Here is a 20,019-nt window from a genome sequence, read left to right as displayed (position 1 = left end):
TATCGACCCGATATTCCGCCGAGCCCAAACCTGCTTTATCAAGGAGCATTTTATGTGTGCCGTGCCGAATACCACACCACGCAGACAATTCCCTACTGCATTTACCATTCTGTTTCTTATTATGTTGCTGGCCATTGCGCTGACCTGGATAATTCCAGCTGGCGCCTATGCCAAACTCTCTTATAATCCAGCCAGTGAGAGTCTGATGGTCAATAGCCCACAGGGGGAAATAAGCCGACTTCCCGCAACCCAGGATGCCTTGGCAAAACTCAATATCAATATTGCGGTAGAGCAATTTACCAACGGCACCATCCGCAAGCCCATCGCCATTCCCGGCACCTATGCACGGCTGGAGCAAGCGCCCAAGGGGCTCGGTGACGTGGCAGTCAGCATGGTCAAGGGCACCATCGAGGGGGCGGATATCATCGTCTTTATTCTGGTGCTCGGGGGGCTGATCGGCGTCATCAACAAGACAGGCGCATTCAGTGCGGGGCTGGTCGCCCTCTCACACAAGACCCGGGGCAACGAGTTCCTGTTTGTGGCGCTGGTCTGCTTCGTGATGGCGCTGGGAGGCACCACCTGCGGACTGGAGGAAGAAGCGGTCGCCTTCTACCCCATACTGGTACCCATCTTTCTGGCGCTCGGCTATGACTCCATCGTCTGCGTAGGGGCCATCTTCCTCGCCGCCTCCATGGGAACCACCTTCTCCACCATCAATCCCTTCTCGGTGGTGATCGCCTCCAATGCCGCCGGCATTCCCTTTACCGAGGGGCTGATCTTTCGCGCCATTGGCTGTCTGGTGGGCACCCTGGTGGTGATCGGTTATCTCTACTGGTACTGCAAGAAGATCAAGGCCAATCCAGCCTTCTCCTACACCTATGAGGACAGAGAGAGTTTTCGCGCCCGTTTTCTCAAAGAGGGCTCTATGGACGAAGGGGTGCCCTTCACCCTGCGCCGCAAGATCATTCTGACCCTGTTTATCCTCGCCTTCCCGCTGATGGTGTGGGGCGTCTCCATGGCGGGTTGGTGGTTCCCGCAGATGGCGGCCTCCTTCCTGACCATCGCCATCATCATCATTTTTATCTCGGGCCTCAAAGAGAAAGAGGCGGTCGAAGCCTTCACCCAGGGCGCATCGGAGCTGGTGGCGGTCTCCCTCATCATCGGGCTGGCACGAGGGGTCAATCTGGTGCTGGATCAGGGGATGATCTCGGACACTATTCTGGCCTACGCCTCCGATCTGGTCTCCGGCATGCATGGCGCCGTGTTCGCGGTGGCGCAGATGCTGGTGTTCACCCTGCTGGGGCTGGTGGTGCCCTCCTCCTCCGGGCTCGCGGTGCTCTCCATGCCCATCATGGCGCCGCTGGCAGATACCGTGATGATCCCCCGTTATATCGTGGTATCGGCCTACAACTGGGGCCAATACGCCATGTTGTTTCTGGCCCCCACCGGACTGGTGCTGGTCACCCTGCAGATGCTCGGCATCCAATTCAACAAGTGGGTCAAGTTCGTGCTGCCCATGGTGGGCTTTGTGCTGGGATTTGGCGCCCTGATGCTGGTGGCGCAAGTGATGTTGGCCTGATAGGCCTGTGATACATGAGTGACAACACCCCGAGCCTGGCACGGGGTGTTCTTTTGTCAGCCTTAGTGACGCACCCGCCCCTGCTGGCGGAAGCAGTAGAGTTTAAGGCTGATGTCGGCGATATCGGCGGGAAGCTCCTCTCCCTGCTCGGCCAGGGGCCGGTAGAGGGATGAGAGCAGACGTTCGGCCTGCTGCACCGTAATGATGTTGGCCTGGATGGCCGGGGTGATCCAGCTGGGTAACATTGACATATCTCCCCCTCGTTGATCCGGTGATCTCGGGTGAAGTCTTCATTTCAGGTCTTACGCGGTTGTCTGCCGACCCGTTCACCCTCTGCTTCACCCAATCAAAGCAAAATGCTTGCCGTGATCTCTTATCGGCCAACATCCGATGGGGCTGGAGCCATTTATCAACCACTTGCGTGGCCATCTCAAAGAACAGCACGCCGTTCAAAACCTCTCCCTTGACCTGCCCCCGTCAGCACTTTGCCACTCTGGCATTCTGCTCACCGCCCGCCTTGCAAATCGCGACTCGAATTGCTCCTTATTACACTGGCACAGTCCACCATGCGCCGGAAACCGGTCACTTTTAGTCCGTTGTCGCCAAAGTCAGACACTTTTTCATGGTGGCTATTTTTTGACCTCGCCAGCGCCTGTCGCAGACCCATCCCCCTCGCCTTGTCCGGCCAGCCGGTTGTGACAAGATGGCGCCAGATTGGAACAGCCCGTATGGGTATGCAGGAGAAGAACAAGATGAACAGATCCATGATGGCAGGTATCGGTATTGGCATCGCCTCGGCCCTGGCACTCTCGGCGGCGGCCAGTGGCTCCCTCTTTACACCCCAGCCCACCTTTGCCGAGGTGATCGCCAGCAAGCCGATCACCGAGAGCATCAAGACTCCCCGACAGGAGTGTCGCAACGTCACCGTGACCCATCGCAAGCCGGTACAGGATGAGCACAAGATCCTCGGCACCGTGGTGGGCGCAGCGCTGGGTGGCGTGGTCGGCCACCAGTTTGGCGGTGGCAGCGGCAAGAAGGTGGCCACCGCAGCCGGGGCAGTCGCGGGGGGCTATGCCGGTAATCAGGTGCAGGGCAATATGCAGGCGGGCGATACCTACACCACCACCGAGCAGCGCTGCAAAACCGTGCAGGATACGAGCGTCAACACCATTGGTTATGACGTGACCTATCGCCTCGCAGGTCAGGAGGGGGTGATCCGCATGAAGCAAGCCCCCGGCGCCACCATTCCGGTCAAGGATGGCAAACTGGTGATCGATCAGCCAAAAGTGTGATCTCTCCTGGCCCCACTCAGCAGCAGGCCCGTCTCTTTCGAGACGGGCCTGTGTTTTTGGGCGGCTTGTTTCCTTTTTCAAACAACAGCACTCAGGGTAATTACGCCCAGTCAGTTACCCCTTGCAGCACTTTTTCACCGCCCGCACCACGTTCTGATAGCCGGTGCAGCGGCAGAGGTTGCCCGACAGCCCGCGGCGGATCTCCGCATCGGTCAGCGGACGGCGTTCGGTCTTGTCGAGCAATGCTGCGCTCGCCATCACGAGGCCCGGGGTACAAAAACCGCACTGCACCGCCCCCTCGTCGATAAAGGCCTGCTGCACGTCGGAGAGCTCGTTACCTTTGCGTTCCCCCTCCACGGTACGAATGGATTTGCCATCGGCCCACACCGCCAGATAGAGGCAACTGTCGATAGCGGTGCCATTCACCCGCACGGTACAGGCGCCGCACTCACCGACACAGCACCCCTCTTTCACACTGATCAGCCCCTGCCCACGCAGGAAGTGGAGCAGCGACATGGTGGGCGGCACTGCATAGGAGTAAGACTTGCCGTTGATCTCGCACTGGATCTCCACGGCGGGACAGCTTTGCGGTTGCATCATAGGATCTTCCCTCCGGCACGTTCGACTGCGCAGGCGACCACCCGCTGCGCCAGGGTTTTGATAAGGTGCAGGCGAAACTCCTTCTCTGCCCGCCAGGAGGATCGTGGCGCCACATCGGCCACCACCGCCTCGGCAATGGCGGCCAGTGTGGCGCGAGTCAGCGGTTGCCCTTCGGCTGCCGCTTCCGCGTGAGGCGTGCGCACCGGGGTCGGGGCCGCTACCCCGTAGGCCAGCCGCAGACGCTTGAAGTGACCATCCTCAATCTGACAGTAGGCGGCGCAGCCGATGGTGGCGATATCCATGGCATCGCGCATGGCGTATTTGAAGTAGTGGGAGCCCACCTGGGGGTGAGTATCCGGGGCGAAATGAAACGCCACCAGGATCTCCGCAGGTTGCAGCGCCACCTTGCCAGGGCCGGTATGAAAACCGGCGATGGGGATGCGGCGTGTGCCGTTAGGACCAGCAATCGCAAGCTCGGCCTCCAGCGCGACGGTAGGCGCCGCCGAGTCGGCACTGGTGGCGCCGTTGCAGATGTTGCCGCCATAGGTGGCGACGTTGCGGATCTGCGGGCCGGCGATGGTAGCGGCCGCCTCGGCCAGCATCGGCAGGCGGCGCTGCACCAGTTCGTTCTCGATGAGCTCGGTAAAGGTGGTGCCGGAGCCGATGCGGATAGAACCGTCAGCCAGCTCGCTCACCCCTTTGAGTTCGGGCAAGTCGTGAATATCGACGATATGACGATAGGCGGCGTTGAGGTGATGCAGCTGGATCATCACATCGGTGCCACCAGCCAGCAGGCGCGCCTCGGGGTCGGCCTGACGCAGGGCGACCGCCTCGGCCACGCTGTGCGCCTTGTAGTAACGGGCAATATCAAACATGGTGTTGCTCCTCCCCTGATCCCTCGCCAATCAAACCCGCCGCGACAAACTCCCGGAACAGGGTTTTGGGGGTGATGGGCAACTCGTTGATGGCCACCCCGGTCGCCATTCTAATGGCGTTACGGATGGCGGGGCCCGGCGAGATGATGGGCGGTTCCCCCAGTGATTTGTGGCCATAGACCGACTGGGGCTCATAGGTCTGCACGAAGTCGCATTCGAGCTCGGGCAAATCCAGCATGGTGGGGAACTTGTAGTCGAGCAGGTTGGGGTTGCGCACCACGCCGGTCTTGGCGTCGATGATCATCTCCTCGAACAGGGACCAGCCGATCCCCATCCCCATGCCGCCATGCACCTGCCCCTCCGCCAGCTGCGGATTGAGGATCTTGCCCGCATCGTGCAGGTTTATGATGCGATTGATGGTCACCTTGCAGAGATCGATATCGACGCTGAGATCGACAAAGGTACAGCCGAAACTGGGCGGGTTGGTGGTAGTTTTGTGGGAGACCTCGGAGGTGATCTGGCCGCCGATAGTGAGGTGGTAATAGGCGTTGACCGACACCTCGGCCACGCTGATCAGCACCTTGTCCGGCGCACCGGCCAGCACCACGTAGCCATCGATCAGGGTCAGCGATCCCACATCCTGATGGCAGAGCTGGGCTGCCAGCGACAAAATGCGGGCCCGCAACTGCAGCGCCGCCTGATGGATGGCAGGGGCTGCCACATAGCTCTGGCGCGAGGCGAACGAGCCCGGATCGTAGGCGGTAATGTCGGTATCCTGGGTCGAAATGACCCGGATCTGCTCAAACGGGATGCCTAACGTCTGGGCCGCCATCTGGGCAAAGACGGTATCCGACCCCTGCCCTATCTCGGTGGCACCGATCTGCAGATTGACAGTGCCATCCTGATTGAGCAGCATGCGGGCGCCGGCAATTTCGACCCCCACCGGGTAGGTGTTGGAGCCGTAGCTAAAACACGCCACCCCGATGCCACGGCGCACCCGACTCGCCGGATCCTGCGCCAGACACTCGGCCTTGAGCCGTTCCCACTGGAACTGCTCGCCGCCCCGGCGCAGGCACTCAGGGAGCCCTGCGCTGTAGATGGTCTTCTGGTTGACCTGATTGACATCCCCTTCCCGCGCCACGTTGGCGATACGCACATCGAGCGGATCCAGACCCAACTCGGCGCAGGCATCATCCAGCATGCATTCGAGGGCAAACACCACCTGCGGTGCGCCGTAACCGCGCATGGCACCGGCGGTGGGCAGGTTGCTGTAGAAGGTTTTGGCGTCGTAGCCAAAGGCGCTGCGCGGATAGAGGTAGCTGATCTTGTTGGCCCCTGCGCTGGCGATTGAGTGGCCGTGAGAGGCATAGCCGCCGGTGTTGGAGAGCACGTCGAGCTGATACCCCTTGAGGGTGCCATCGCGGTTGAGGCCCATCTTGCCATCGATGGCAAAGCCGTGGCGGGTGCGGGAGGCAAAAAAGCACTCCTCCCGGCTCAAGGTAACCTTGACCGGCACACCGCCAAGCTTGTAGCTCAGAAACGCCGCCATCGGCTCTTCCAGCACATCCTGCTTGTTGCCAAAACCGCCGCCCATGTAGGGCTTGATCACCCGCACGCTGGACCAGGGTAGACCGAGGGATTTGGCTACCCGGCTGCGCACAATCTGGGGGATCTGGGTACTGCTGACCACTATGATGTGGTCCGGCTGATCCATATAGGCGTAGCAGGTCACCGTCTCCAGATGGCAATGCTGTACCACCGGCGTCTGATAGTGCGCCTTGAACTGCAGATCCGCTGCTGCGATTGCCTGTTCCGGCTCACCCGCCCGGATCTGGCTTTGCCGCAGCAGGTTGCCATTCGGATGGATGGGATAAGCATCCTCGGCCAGCGCACTGTGGGCATCCGTCATCACCGGCAGCGGCTCGTAGGTCACCTTGACCAGGGCGGCAGCCTTCTCGGCGACCAGCGGATCGCGCGCCACCACGATGGCGACGCCATCGCCGAAGTGGCGCACATGGTCGGTGAGCAGACGGCGGTCTTTTACATCCCGCTTGGCTTCATCGAGGGACCAGGCGTGGCCGGCAGTGCGAAAACAGGTGGTGGGCACATCCTCGTGGGTAAACACGGCTTCGACCCCGTGCAGCGCCAGCGCCTCGCTGGCGTCGATGGCAAGCACTTTGCCGTGGGCGATGGAGCTTCGCACATACTTGGCGTGGCGCATGCCGAGCATGATGTTGTCATCGGTATAACGGGCACTGCCGGTCACCTTGGCCTCGGCATCCACCCGCTTGAGCGGTAATCCTATGGACATGATCAAGTCCTTTTTCAGGGAAGAAAAATCCAGAACCGGGATAAAAAACAGCAAGATATGCGCCTGTTTCCCCCTCTCTCCCCGGCGATGGGAAGAAGTGTGAAGAGGATCCCATCTGTCTCCCTTTTTCTGGCCGGCAAGGTGCCTGCCGAAGACGAATCTGCAGCCCCCGATGCAACCAGAGCCCGCTGCGCTATCAATCTGGTAAGGGGATTTATCAAAATGGTACGGGGTGAAAATCAAAGAAACATGCAGGTTTGGCAAAGAAAAGCGGGGCTGCCGATGGCAGCCCCGAAACGGGCGGGTTATCCCTAAATAGCCCACCCCCCAGCATAGAAAATCACCAGCGCCAGGGCGATGATGACGGTGCCCGTGTTGAGCTTGTGCCACTCCTTGGAGCAGATGCGGCCAATCACCAGCGCACTGAAGCCCAGCATGATACCGGTGACGATGTTGCAGGTGAGCACGATAAAGACGGCGCACAGCAGACCGGACATGGCCCCGACGAAGTCACTGAAATCGAGTTTGGTGACGTTGCTCAGCATCAGGAGACCCACATACATCAGTGCCGGAGCGGTGGCATAGGCCGGCACCAGATAGGAGAGCGGCGCCAGGAACAGCATCAGCAGGAAGAGGCCGCCAACCACGGTGGCAGTGAGGCCAGTCTTGCCCCCCGCCGCCGTGCCCGCCGCCGATTCGATATAGACGGCGGCCGGAGATGCCCCCACCAGACCGGAGAAGATGCTGCTCACCGAGTCGGCACTCAGCGCCTTGCCGCTGTTGATGATATGGCCATCCTTATCCAGCAGATTGGCCTGCCCCGCCACGGCGCGAATGGTACCGGTGGCATCGAATACCGCAGTCATCACCAGCGCAAGCACGCTCGGCAGCACCAGCGGCGAGAGCGCCCCCATGATGTCCAGGCTGAAGATGAGAGACTTGCCCTGATCGTCGGAGAGACTCGGCAGAGCGAACAATCCCTGATACTTCACCGCCGGGTCAAAAATGAGACCGAAGATGGAGATGGCGATGATCACCAGCAGGATCCCGCCCGGGACTTTGAGCTTCTCCAGACCGAAGATCACTGCAAGACCGAGCAGGGTCATGATGACCGGCATTGAGGTAAAGGCCCCCAGCGCGACCGGCAGTCCCTCCAGCGGGTTCTTGATGACCAGCCCTACCCCGTTGGCCGCGATCAGCAACAGGAAGAGGCCGATCCCGATGCCGGTGCCATGGGCAATCCCCATCGGCAGGTTGTCGAGGATCCAGCTACGCACCCCGGTCACCGAGATGGCGGTAAACAGCACCCCCATCAGGAAGACGGCACCGAGCGCGACCGGAATGGGGATCTGCTGCCCCAGCACCAGGCTGAAAGCGGTAAAGGCGGTGAGCGAGATAGCGCAGCCGATAGCCATCGGCAGCTTGGCCCAGAGCCCCATCAACAATGAACCACATCCCGCCACCAGACAGGTGGCAACAAAGACGGCGCCCGGTGGAAAACCGGCCTTGCCGAGCAGGCCGGGCACCACGATCACTGAATAGACCATGGCGAGAAAGGTGGTGAGCCCGGCCAGCACCTCCTGTCTGACGTTGCTACCCCGCTCGCTGATCATGAAATAGCGATCGAGAGCGGTGAGCGGTTGCTGTTGTGATGCGGTCTTGCCGGCATCACTATTGGCCAGCCCTTCCACGCTGTTTGTCCTGCTGTTTGTTTGGGTCATACCCAACTCCTTCACAAGCGCCTGAGTGTTTCATCACGAAATGGCAACAGGATCTTCAAGTCTCACGCCAACACACTATGTGCTGGTGTAAAGAGACCGACTGACCAAGGAGGCAGCAATTGACTCAAACGTTTGCCTGACTGATCAAAAAACCGGGCCATTTCAGGTTGGTCATCAGGGGGTCGCCCTGATGTATCGCGGCGCTGGCGCCCCGAGCGGGCACGCCAGCTTCCGTATTCGTGGCAGAGCAGCGCTCTTGCTGCCCTGCCCGGTTTATTCTCCCTAACCCCGTTCGTGGACCAGCTGACCATCTACATAGGTACGGTAGATGGCTCTGTCATCCCCCAACGTCAGCAGCACAAAGAGCTTGTCGCGCAAGGTGGTGGAGTTGTCATAACGCAGTTGCTGCAGCGGGGTGGCGACCGGGTCGAGCACCACGAAATCCGCCTCCTTGCCTACCGCAAAGCTGCCGATCTTCTCATCAAGCCCGAGCGAATGGGCACCGCCCAGGGTCGCCAGATAGAAGGCCTGATAGGCAGAAAGACGCTCGCCCTGCAGTTGCATCACCTTGTAGGCCTCGTTGAGGGTCTGCAGCATGTTGAAGGTGGTACCGGCGCCGATGTCGGTGCCCATCCCCACTTTCACCTGCTTGCGCCACGCCTTGTGCAACTTGAACAGGCCACTACCGAGATAAAGGTTGGAGGTGGGACAAAACGCAATGGTGGAATTGGTCTCTTTCAGGCAATCCCACTCCTGCTCTTCCAGATGGACGCAGTGGGCAAACACGCAGTTGTGACCGGTCAGCCCATGCTGGTGATAGACGTCGAGATAACCCTTGTGCTCCGGGAAGAGGGATTTCACCCAAGCGATCTCGTCCTTGTTCTCGCACAGATGGGTGTGCAGATAGGTGGTGGGAAACTCTTCGCGCAGTCGCCGCGCCATCGACAGCTGCTCGGATGTCGAAGTGGGTGCAAATCGTGGTGTGATGGCATAGAGCAGTCGACCGTTGCCGTGCCAGCGCTCGATAAGCTGCTTGCTCTGCACATAGCTGCTCTCGGCGGTATCGAGCAGATAATCGGGTGCATTGCGATCCATCATCACCTTGCCGGCGATCATCCGCATATTGATGCGGCTGGCCGCCTCGAACAGGGCATCCACCGACTCGGGGTGAACGGTGCCAAACACCAGCGCCGTGGTGGTGCCGTTTCGCAGCAGCTGTTTGATAAAGAAGGTGGACATCTCGCGGGCATATTCGAGATCGTTGTAACGCCGCTCGGCCGGGAAGGTGTGGCGGTTGAGCCACTCCAGCAGCTGCTCGCCATAGGCCCCCACCATCTCGCTCTGGGGATAGTGAATGTGGGTGTCGACAAAGCCCGGCACTATCATCTTGCCGCGGTAATCCCGCACCCGCACTTCGGCCGGAATGCGATCTTTCCCCTCTTCCCACTCACCGAACCAGTCGATGCAACCGTTGCGAATGATCAGCAGGCCATCCTCGATAAGGCGCGCGTTGGACTCAATCTCCTCGGGCTGCTCCACCACCCGGGTGATATCGAAGAAGCTGCCGCGTACCGCTTTGACAGAGTTGTCGTTTTTCATAACCGTTTCCCTGTTTTTCTTGTTCTGTTGACGTTTTTTGCCGGTTTAACCGTCAGATCCGTTCCACTTGTGGCGCCACCGCCTGCCCGGGCACTGGCTCTGGTGAACCCTCCCCCTTGCTGGCCGATGACAGGCCCGCGCTGCGGGCGGTAAAAATCACATCCGGCTTGTCGCTCAGCTGGATCACCTCCACCGCCTCGGCATCCCTGACGGCCGCCTTGCGTTTGCGGCTTTGCGGCAGCACCAGATTCATGATGATGGCGGTGATGCCGCCGGCGCAGATGGGATTCTCCACCAGCATGTAGATACCCGCAGGCAGCACCTTGAAGACGTTCGGGTCATAGGAAACACCGAGCCCAAGGCCAAGCGAGGTGGCGACAATCAGAGTCTCCCGCCGATCGAAGCCGTGGCTGATGATGATGCGACCACCGGCGATGGCGATCATCGAGAACATGATGACCATGGCGCCCCCCATCACAGGTGACGGTATGGTGGTAAAGAAGCGCCCTACTACGGGGAAAAGCCCCAGCAGCACCAGGATGACGGCGATAAACTTGCCCACATGGCGTGAGGCCACCCCGGTCATCTGGATGACGCCGTTGTTCTGGGCAAAGGTGGTGAGCGGCAAAGAGCCGAGTGCCGAGGCAATGACCGAGACCAGACCATCAGCCAGCACGCCGCCGGAGAGCCGTTTTTGAAATTCAGGCCCCTGAATATCCCGGTGGGAGACCATGGCGGTGGCGGTGATGTCCCCCACCGCCTCCAGCACGCTCAACAGATAGATGGTGCCCGCCAACATAAAGGCGTGCAGATCGAAGGAGAAACCGTACTTGAACGGGATAGGCACCGTAATAAGCGGCAGGTTCTCAAGGGCGGAGAAATCCACCATACCGAGCATCAGGGCCACCGCATAACCCACCATCAGGCCGATGGCAATGCCGCTCATCCGCAGCAGCGGGCTTCGGCTGCAGTTGAAGGCGATGATGACGCAGAGCACCAAGAGCCCCAGCCCGATGTTCTCGTATTTGCCGAAGGTGCCGCTGCTCATGGCGGAGAAGCCGCCGCCAAAGTCGATGATCCCCACCTTGATAAGGCTCAGGCCAATCATCAGCACCACTACCCCGCTCACGGTCGGGGTGATCACCCGCTTGAGGTAGGGCAGCACAAAGGAGGAGCCCATCACCAGAAAGGCACCGACAAAGGAGACCCCGAGCAGGGTCGAGACGATCAGCTCCTCATGGATGCCATCTTTTTTCATGGCGCCGCCGAGCGCGATCATCACGGTGACGAAGGAGAAGTTGACCGACTGGATGGAGAGCAGCCCAGACCCGATGGGGCCATAACGGTTCACCTGCAGCCAGGTGCCGATACCGGAGGCGATCATCGCCATGGAGACCAGATAGGCGGTGATCTCGGTGGAGAGACCCAGGGCGCCGCCGACGATCAGCGCCGGGGTAACCATGGGGACAAAAATGGCCAGCAGATGGGTCACTGCACCCATCAGGGTTTGATAAAACGGGGGTTTGTCTTCCAGCTCGTAAATGAGATCCGAGTGCTTGCGTGTTGTTTTAGACATCGTGTTTGTCCCATCACACAGAATGTAGGCGGAATACTCATTCCGCCGTCAGGCGCTGGGGGCGAGCTTGCGCCCGCCCCTCACCTTTTATTTTGTTATGCCGACACTTTTTGCTCCAGCTTGCCCAGCTCGCGCAGGATCTGCTCCGGCGTGAAGTGCCACTTGCGCAGCCAGACACCACAGGCGTCATGGATGGCGGTGGCGATGGCGGGCGCCGCGCCGTTAACCCCGATCTCCGAGATGGACTTGGCGCCGTAAGGGCCGACCTTGTCGTCACTCGGTACCAGGAAGGCCCGGAAGTCGCGCGGAATGTCGCCAATCTTGGGCGCGCCATAGCTCTTCAGATCCCGGGTGAGCGGAATGCCCTTGCCGTCGTAGCAGATCTCCTCGGTCAATGAGTGGCCGATGGCCCGCATGGTCGCCCCGTAGATCTGGCCGAACGCCAGTTCCGGGTTGATGGGGGTGCCGCAGTCGAGCAGGGCGTAGAACTTGTCGAGCCGGATCTCGCCGGTTCTGACGTTGACCGCCACCTCGGCGAAGTTGGCCCCGTACGGGAAGGCAAGCTCAGAGGTGATGTAGCTGGCAGTGCCCACGAGGATACCGAAGCCGGTACCTGTCTCGGCCTTGTGGGCCAGCTTGGCGAGGCTCACCTCCCCCAGCTTGCCGCGCACCACGCCCGGGAACGCCAGCTCAACATCGGCTACCGGCTCGCCCAGCATGGCGGCGCCGTGGAACAGGATCTTCTCCTTGAGGTTCTCGGCCGCCTTCTTGGCCGCGTTGCCGGAGAAGCAGGTACCTGACGAGGCGTAGGCCCCCTTGTCGAACAGGGCATGGTCGGTGTCGCCGGAGATGACATGCACATCCCCGAGCGGGCAATGCAGCACTTCAGCAGTCAGCTTGGCCACCACGGTATCGAGGCCGGTGCCGATATCGGCGCCACCGGAGTGAACGATAAAGGTGCCGTCCGATTCCAGCTTGACCATGCAGTTGGCCTGATCGATATCCGGGATCCCCGATTTCTGCATGATGATGGCGACGCCACGACCGATGCGCCAATCCCCGTCGGCGGGTTTGGGGCTATCCCAGGCGATCAGTTCGCGGCCCTGCTTGAGGATGGGTTCGAGGGCGCAGCTGGCCGCGTGGGGCACCGAGGTAGGCATCTTGCCCTCGCCGATGGCACCCAGCACCTTGAGGATGTCCCCTTCATGCACCCGGTTGTGCTCCACCATGTCGAGCTGATCGATGCCCAGTTTCTCGGCAAGTTCGGCAATGGCCATGGTCAGGGCAAAGTTGCCCTTGGGCGCACCGTAGCCCTGATAGGCGCCGGTCGGACAGATGTTGCTGTAGTAGGTGTTGACGGTAAAGCGCACGTTGTCGCACGGATAGAGCGGCAGGGAGAGCGCAGGGCCGTTGCTCGGCACCGTCAGGGAGTGGTTGCCGTAAGGACCGGTGTTGGCACGAAAATCCATCTCGATGGCGGTGATGGTGCCATCTTTCTTGGCCCCCACTTTCACCTTCACCTTAGCCACATGGCGGGAGGTGTTGCTGATGAACTCCTCTTCACGGGTGTAGCGGAAGGTAACCGGACGGCCTGTGACCTTGGTCGCCCAGGCGCACACCTCTTCCAGCAGGATATCCTGCTTGGAGCCAAAGCCGCCCCCTACCCGCTCCTTGATCACATGCACCTGGTGCTGCTTCATGCCGACGATGCGCGCCACCTGACGGCGCACGTGCCACGGCACCTGAGTGGAGGCGTGGATCACCAGACGATCGCCATCCATGTAGGTGAAGCAGATGTGTGGCTCGGTCGGGCACTGCTGGGCCTGGGTCGATTCGTAGGTGCGCTCGACAATCTCGTCCGCCTCGGCAAAGCCTTTGGCCACATCGCCGATCTGGCCATGGACGCTGGCGGCCAGGTTCTCGTGCGGGCGGGAACCGATGGGGAAGTTGATGATCATGTGCTCGTCGCCGCGGCGCACCGAGCAGGCGTTCTGCTGCTCCAGATCCGCCGGTGCCCCGGCCATGTAGACGATGGGCTCGTCGTGCACCAGCGGTGCATTGGGGGCCATCGCCTCGTCAATGCTCATGACCGCCGGCAGCACTTGATACTCGACCTCGATGAGCTTGAGCGCGGCCAATGCGATGGCTTCGCTCTCGGCCACCACGGCGGCCACCCGGTCACCTACGTGACGCAGCTTGCGGCCAAACATGCGGCGATCCAGCGGTGACGGCTCGGGCGCACTCTGGCCACCCGGGGTGTAGTAAATATCCGGGCAGTTGAGGTGGGTGATCACATGCACGACGCCCGGCATGGCTTCGGCGCGGCTCACGTCGAGTTTGGTGATCACCGCATGAGGATGGGGGCTGCGCAGCATCTTGATGACCAGCGCATCCTCGGTGACCCGATCCTCCACGTAGCAGGGTTTGGCCTGCACCATCTTGGCGGCGTCCACTTTTGGGCAGCTCTTACCGATATGGCGCAGATCGTCGCGAAACTCCGGGGCGATCTGGCACAGATAATCGGGATCCTTCATCCGTGAACTGGCAAGCTCGATGGCCTGATAGAACTGCTGGTAGCCGCCGTCCCGGTGAAACAGGCCCGAGAGCGCGTCGTCGATTTGATCACGGTTGGGGCTGGGATGGCGATCAAGCAGGTCAGTGACGATGAGCGCCGCAGCCGGATCGTTGTAGCCGGACTGCACCACGCCCACATCTACCATCGCCTGCTGTACCAGACTGAGCTGGTTCCAGCTGCCCAGCGACTCGGCGGTGCGCACCTCTGATCCATCCAGTTGTGCGGCGATCAGCAGGGAGGCGTTGATCACCTTGCCGTTGAAGAGAATGGCATCTGAGCCGGCAAAGCCAAAGCCGTCGTCGCTGTTGCGCACCGAGTGCATCCGGCACTGGTTGAACAGCACCCGCTGGGCATTCTCGCCAGCCGGGGTAATGACGGTGCGCAGGGCACCGTTCAGTGTGAAGTTGAGTTCCATCATGCCTGTACCTCCTGCTGCTGGCACTCGACCAGCAGATCCGCCACCACTACCCCGCTGATATAGCGCTTGTAGGTCACGCTGCCGCCGAGATCCTCGCGCGGTGCAACCAGCTCGCTCACGGCCGCCTCCAGCGCGGCATCGTGCAGATCGCGGCGCTCCACATCACGCAGGCGCATCGGCTGCGGCGTAACGCCAGCAACGGCGACCCGCATCTCGCCAAGGGCGTCGAGGGCCACTGCGGCAGTCATCACCGCCAGACCATCGGCGTTACGGCTGATGCGACGGGTGGCGCAGCGCAGCGCGGGCTCCGGCAGCACCACCCCCAGCACCAGCTCCTTGCGCTGGCCCGCCAGATAGGCATCGATGGGTTGCAACTGATTGTTCTCCAGCACCACCACGGCTTCGAGTACCAGCAGTACCGGCAACAGCGGGGAGTCCTGCTGCTGGCAGGCAATTTCGCCGCCAATGGTGGCCTGATTGCGCAGATGGCGGGAGTAGACAAACCCCAGCGCCTCGCACAGGGCGGCCGGAGTACGGGGGTCATCTTTGAGGGCTTGCAGGGTGACGGTGGCGCCGATGTGGAGTTGACCGTGCTGTTGCTCAATCTGGCCAAGTCCGAGCTTGTCCAGCGAGATGGCGACCTTCTTGTCGGTGCGGGTCGGGGCTGCGTTGAGCTTGCTGCCGCCCCCCATGTAGACGGCGTCGTTGCCAAAGCGGGCCTTGAGTTCCAAAGCCTGACCCAGTTGTTCGGGTCGGAAGAATTGCTCAATCATGTGTCGTCCTTACTCTTGCAGCCCGCCGCCGGGGAGATCCACAGGGCGGGCAATCCGGTCCAAAACTGTGGAGGGTGGCCCTAGGCCAGCTGATCCATCCGTTGCCACAGGCGGCTCGCCACCTTGCTGGCCTGCTGATAAATGGGCTCGACGTCAAAGGCGAACTCGCGATCCTGATAGACCATGCGTCCCTCGACCATCACGCTGTTGACCGAGGATGAGCCCATACCGAAGGCGAGATGGCCGCCGAGGTTGCGCGGCGCCAGCGGGGTCGGTGCGGCGTAGTCGCAGATGGTGAGGTCGGCCTTGTAACCCGGCTCCAGGCGGCCAAATTTGGCGCCGAAGTTGCGCTCCAGCAGGGTGTTGCCGTTCCAGAGGAACCGGGCAAAGCTGTCGGGCCAGAGCGCTCCGCCGGCATCCTTGTGTTTGAAGTAGGCGAACTTGAGCTCTTCGAGCATGTCGGAGCCGATACCATCGGTGCCCAGCGCCAGATTGCGATACTCCGGCAGGTGCATGTTGTAGCCCACGTGGTTGTTCATGTTGGAGCGGGCGTTATGCACCAGGAAGGCATCGCGGCTGTTGAGCAGCTCGATGTCGGCCGGGCTCAGGTAGATGCCGTGGGCGATCAGGGTCTTGCTGTCGACAAGGCCAAACTCGTCCAGCCGGGCGATGGGCTCCTTGCCATAGTGGTGGTGGCCGTGGGCCATGTCGTAACGGTCTTCCGCCACATGGATATGCAGCCCGCGACCGGTGACCTGCACCGCTTCGCGCAGCATGGCCAGCCCCTCGTCGGGCACGGTGAAGGGGGCATGGGCGCCGATATGAGCCTCCACCAGATAGGGTTCGTTCCCCTTGGCCTTGGCGGCATCAATGGCCTGCGCGAACAGGATGTTCTCCTCCACCCCGGCCTGCAGCTCGGCAAGGCCGCCGTTGCGGTCCGTGGTCTCGAAGCAGGTCATGCCGCGCAGGCCCGCCTCCATAAACCCTTTGCGCAACACATTCAGGGAGCCCTTGATGAAGTTGGGCGAAGCGTGGTGGTCGATCACCGCGCTGCAGCCGCTCTTGATCGCTTCCAGCGAGCAGATGAGACCGCTGTAGTAGAGGGACTCCTCATCGAGCGCCCGATCGAGCCGCCACCAGAGATTTTTCAGGGTGGAGATAAAATCCGGGCAAGGGGCGATATTGGCCATGATCCCCCGCGACAGGCCGGAGTAGAAGTGGTTGTGGGCACAGACGATGCCCGGCATCACCAGCTTGCCCCCCATCTCCCGATAGTTGGCCTCCGGGTAGAGGGCCCGCAGATTGGGCCCCACCGCTTTGATAAGCGATCCTTCGATGGCGATATCCACCCCTTCCAGCACCCGGGTCGGCTCCAACTGGACAGCGGTGACGTTTTTCAGAATAAACATGGTTTGCTCCTTCGCTTATTCGTGGTTCGCTCAGGCCTCGACGGCCCCCAGCAGGTAGTGGTGATGAGCATGGACATGGCTGATGATCCGGCACATGTCGCCAAGGGCCGCTGGCGCATCCTTGATCCGGCTCTGGGCATCTATGGTCAGGCGATAGGTCTCGCCATCCTGACGCACCCGCAGTTCGCCACCGTCAGCCAGATAGAAACCGGGGTTGCGGCTGTTGTCGAAGTCCTCGGGCAGGCTGAAGATGGTGACCTTGTCCTGATAGGGCTTGCCCTGCCACGGGCAGAACTGGGCGCAGTTGCCACATTCGTTGCAGTAGGCATCCAGGTGCAGGGTCTGGAACTGGTCTTTGAAGCCCGGCACCGCGATGGCGACGTTGGCCCGGTTGGGGCAGACATCCACGCACTTGCTGCAGAGGTAGTTGCACTCGAGGCAACGGTGCGCCTCTTGCGCCACGAAGGCATCGCGCTCGCTCTTGTCAACCATGGTGACGGCGATGCTCCCCTTGCGGCGGTAGATCTCATCCTTGCCCGACGGCTGGATGGTCACTTCACTCTGCTGGCTGGCGATATGCTCACGAGAGAGCACCAGATCCGCGGCGCGGCGGGCACCACCGATGGCACCGACGATGGAGGACGGGCCGCTCTGCACGTCACCGATAAGGAAGACGTTGCGACGGCTGGTTTCGCCGGTCTGGCTGTCCACCTCGGGCCAGCCATCGCTGCCCAAGGGAATGCCCATCGCTTTCAAAACGTCGCAATCAGGCTGCTCGCCGATGGCGGTGATCAGGGCATCCATCTGCATCACTTCGGTCTGCTCGGTGGGCACCGGACGGCGGCGGCCCTGCTCGTCAGGTTCCCCCAGCGCCATCATCCGCACCGTGAGCTTGCCATCTTTGTCAAAGCGCTCCGGATTGGTGAGGAAGCAGAAACGCACCCCATCCTCCACCGCTTCCAGATACTCCTCGCGATAGGCGGGCATCTCTTTTTCGCTGCGACGGTAGATCACGGTTACATCGCTGACACCGGGCACCTTGAGGGCGGCCCGGGCACAGTCCATGGCGGTGTTGCCGGCACCGATCACCGCCACATGGCGGCCCAGCGGCAGCGGTTTGCCCTGATTGAAGCTGCGCAGGAAGTGGAAGGATTTGTAAATCCGCTCGTGACCCCCCTCGAGGCGCATGCCGCCATTCTTGTCGGCACCGATGCCGACGAAAACATAGCTAAAGCCCTGGGCATGCAGCTTGTCGACGGTGAGCGCCGGATCGCAGCCAAACTCGAACTTGACCCCGTGGGCGGCGACAAAGTCGATGTCATGCTGGATAAGTTCGGCCGGAATGCGGAACTCGGGGATGATGTGTTTAACCACGCCACCGGCATCCGCTTCGCGCTCAAACACGGTGACCGGATGGCCGGCACGGGCCAGGAAGTAACCGGCGGAGAGACCGGCCGGGCCTGCGCCAATCACCGCCACCGGATGCTTGTCTCCACTGCCTGCCGGTTTGTGCCAGCGGGCCTTGTACCCTTCCCAGCCGCGCTCCAGCGCCACTTTTTTCAGTTCGCGGATATTGAGCGCGCTGTCGTAGTCGAGACGGGTGCAGTTGTACTGGCACTGGTGATCGCAGATATGGCTGGTGATGGCAGGCAAGGCGTTGCGCTGATAAATCAGCTCAAGGGCTGCCACATACTCTCCCTCGCCCATCAGACGAATGTACTCGGGGATATCCTGATGCACGGCGCAGGCAGTGACACAGGGCGCCACGTAGCAATCGGTCAGCGGCAGGCCGCCACCCACTTCGATGCGATCCTCGGACTTCCACTCCTTCTGGGTGTAATCCATGGTGAGCGCCTTGGCGGCAAGCGCTTCCAGCTTGGCCACATCTACCTGACTCATGCCCCAGCTGTCAGAGGCGTCGATCTCTTTGAGGCACTCAATCTGGCGCAGGTAGCCACCCGGCTTGAGCAGGTCGGTGGCCATGGTGATGGGACGGATACCGGTCTCGAAGATCTCGGCGATGTTGAACTTGCTGGCACCGCCCGAGTAGGAGATGGGCAGCTTGCCATCGAAGGCGCGGGACAGCACGGCCGCCACGTTGATGGAGAGCGGGAACAGCGCACGGCCGGACATATACATCTCATCACCCGGCAGCGCCCCCTTACGGTTGATGGTGCCCAGGGTGTTGGTCAGCTTGACCCCGAAGGTGAGCCCCTTCTCGGCCCCCAGCGCCATCAAGCGGGTCAGCATCGCCTTGGCCTGATCCAGCTTGAGGTCGTGATCGAACGACGCTTCGCTCAGACCAATGTAATCAAAGCCGCAGGTATCGAGGATCTCGCGCACCCGCGGGTAGCCCAGCAGGGTCGGGTTCAGTTTGACGAAGGTGTTGAGCCCCTTCTCTTCCAGCATGTAGCGGCAGATGGCCTCGATCTCGTTCGGCGGGCAGCCGTGCATGGTGGAGAGGGTGACACCGTGCACCAGATTGGCCGGGATGCGATCCACCAGCTGTTGCAGACGATCACGCCGCGCCCCCAGCCCCAGCTCGGCGATAAACTGCTCGTCGACCACCAGCTCGCGCAGCACCTGCTGGTACTCGGCAAACTTCGGACTTTGGCTTGCATCCATCAGGCTGTGGATAAACTGCTGCATCGGCGGCTGTTTGATGCCATCGAGGTTGTAACCCACGCTCATGTTGAAGATGAAGGACTTGGCCTCTCCGTCGAGCCGCGGGTCGAACACCTCTTCTAACAGGTAGAGGGCAAACCAGGCTTTAAGATACTCGTCAAATGCCTTGGGCAGAGTGAACTCGGTGGACCACTCGGTGTTGAAGCACTCATCCTCGGCATCGATACAGGGCTTTTCCAGTTCGAGACGGTCCAGGATCTGCACCGTCTTGAGCTCGATAAAGCGCCCGCCGGTCAGCCAGGAGGTGACGATGTTCTGGGCCAATTGGGTATGGGGGCCGGCTGCCGGGCCAATGGGAGTCTCGCAGGTTTCACCGAACACCTTGATCTTGCGCTCGTCCTGCTTGCGATAAAATTGTGCGGCGGGAATACCGAAAATGCTCTGACTCTCTTTATATTCCGCAAAAATACGGGTCAGAAGGTTCTTGAAGGGAACGGGTCGCATAATATCGCCCATGGCTATCTCCTTGCAGCTGTTCTGCGCATTGGCAGCATGAATAAATGGGGTATCCCGCACGGGCATTACCCCTTGGCAAGGAGAGGAGCAACTATCAGGCCACTCCATCGGCAAAACTATTTTTTAGGGTAAAAGCGTGAGATGGCTCGA

General features: G+C 61.0%; 13 protein-coding genes. 2 read left to right on the top strand and 11 right to left on the bottom strand.

Annotation, left to right across the window (positions count from 1 at the left end; translation table 11 throughout):
* Window positions 1-52 precede the first annotated feature (52 nt).
* Window positions 53-1,579, top strand: a complete 1,527-nt coding sequence (locus tag G5367_RS00550; protein ID WP_139432979.1) for a YfcC family protein — start codon at window positions 53-55, stop codon at window positions 1,577-1,579.
* Window positions 1,580-1,641: 62 nt separating this feature from the next.
* On the opposite strand, the gene G5367_RS00545 is transcribed toward G5367_RS00550, so the two are convergent.
* A complete protein-coding gene (locus G5367_RS00545) occupies window positions 1,642-1,830 on the bottom strand; it encodes a hypothetical protein (RefSeq protein ID WP_005345660.1) in 189 nt (62 codons plus the stop codon).
* Window positions 1,831-2,331: 501 nt separating this feature from the next.
* Here G5367_RS00545 and G5367_RS00540 point away from each other — a divergent pair.
* Window positions 2,332-2,871 carry a glycine zipper 2TM domain-containing protein gene (locus G5367_RS00540; RefSeq protein ID WP_031227576.1) on the top strand — a complete coding sequence of 180 codons (540 nt, stop codon included), beginning with the start codon at window positions 2,332-2,334 and terminating at the stop codon, window positions 2,869-2,871.
* A gap of 114 nt (window positions 2,872-2,985) precedes the next feature.
* On the opposite strand, the gene xdhC is transcribed toward G5367_RS00540, so the two are convergent.
* The 10 genes from xdhC to ygfK form a co-directional block, all read right to left on the bottom strand.
* Window positions 2,986-3,471 (bottom strand): xanthine dehydrogenase iron sulfur-binding subunit XdhC, encoded by a 486-nt coding sequence (gene xdhC / locus G5367_RS00535; RefSeq protein WP_421293782.1) that lies wholly within the window; start codon window positions 3,469-3,471, stop codon window positions 2,986-2,988.
* A complete protein-coding gene (gene xdhB / locus G5367_RS00530; RefSeq protein ID WP_421293781.1) occupies window positions 3,468-4,346 on the bottom strand; it encodes a xanthine dehydrogenase FAD-binding subunit XdhB in 879 nt (292 codons plus the stop codon). Before xdhB ends, xdhC begins: the two co-directional genes overlap by 4 nt.
* A complete protein-coding gene (gene xdhA / locus G5367_RS00525) occupies window positions 4,339-6,657 on the bottom strand; it encodes a xanthine dehydrogenase molybdenum-binding subunit XdhA (protein WP_421293780.1) in 2,319 nt (772 codons plus the stop codon). Before xdhA ends, xdhB begins: the two co-directional genes overlap by 8 nt.
* Before the next feature lie 311 nt (window positions 6,658-6,968).
* Window positions 6,969-8,270 carry an NCS2 family permease gene (locus G5367_RS00520; protein ID WP_162516894.1) on the bottom strand — a complete coding sequence of 434 codons (1,302 nt, stop codon included), beginning with the start codon at window positions 8,268-8,270 and terminating at the stop codon, window positions 6,969-6,971.
* A gap of 390 nt (window positions 8,271-8,660) precedes the next feature.
* Window positions 8,661-9,977, bottom strand: coding sequence for a guanine deaminase (guaD, locus tag G5367_RS00515; RefSeq protein ID WP_421243544.1), 1,317 nt, complete (start codon window positions 9,975-9,977; stop codon window positions 8,661-8,663).
* Between the two features lie 52 nt (window positions 9,978-10,029).
* Entirely contained in the window at window positions 10,030-11,553 is a 1,524-nt protein-coding gene (locus G5367_RS00510; RefSeq protein WP_421243543.1) for a nucleobase:cation symporter-2 family protein, read from the bottom strand.
* 95 nt (window positions 11,554-11,648) lie between these two features.
* Window positions 11,649-14,546 carry a molybdopterin-dependent oxidoreductase Mo/Fe-S-binding subunit gene (locus G5367_RS00505; protein ID WP_421293779.1) on the bottom strand — a complete coding sequence of 966 codons (2,898 nt, stop codon included), beginning with the start codon at window positions 14,544-14,546 and terminating at the stop codon, window positions 11,649-11,651.
* Complete coding sequence (ygfM, locus tag G5367_RS00500; protein WP_064335992.1) at window positions 14,543-15,319, bottom strand: molybdopterin-dependent oxidoreductase FAD-binding subunit; 777 nt, start codon at window positions 15,317-15,319, stop codon at window positions 14,543-14,545. The genes G5367_RS00505 and ygfM overlap by 4 nt, the downstream gene beginning before the upstream one ends.
* 80 nt (window positions 15,320-15,399) lie before the next feature.
* Window positions 15,400-16,728: a putative aminohydrolase SsnA gene (gene ssnA / locus G5367_RS00495; protein WP_064335991.1), complete on the bottom strand. Its 1,329-nt coding sequence runs from the start codon at window positions 16,726-16,728 to the stop codon at window positions 15,400-15,402.
* Between the two features lie 30 nt (window positions 16,729-16,758).
* The gene (ygfK, locus tag G5367_RS00490) at window positions 16,759-19,869 is read right to left on the bottom strand and encodes a putative selenate reductase subunit YgfK (protein ID WP_421243541.1); all 3,111 of its coding nucleotides are present in this window, start codon (window positions 19,867-19,869) and stop codon (window positions 16,759-16,761) included.
* Window positions 19,870-20,019 lie beyond the last annotated feature (150 nt).

The sequence above is a fragment of the Aeromonas sp. 604282 genome, from assembly GCF_049170575.1.
GTDB lineage: Bacteria > Pseudomonadota > Gammaproteobacteria > Enterobacterales > Aeromonadaceae > Aeromonas > Aeromonas veronii_A.
The sequence above is the reverse complement of the archived record's forward strand: the minus strand, read 5'-3'. Positions and strand labels throughout refer to the sequence as shown.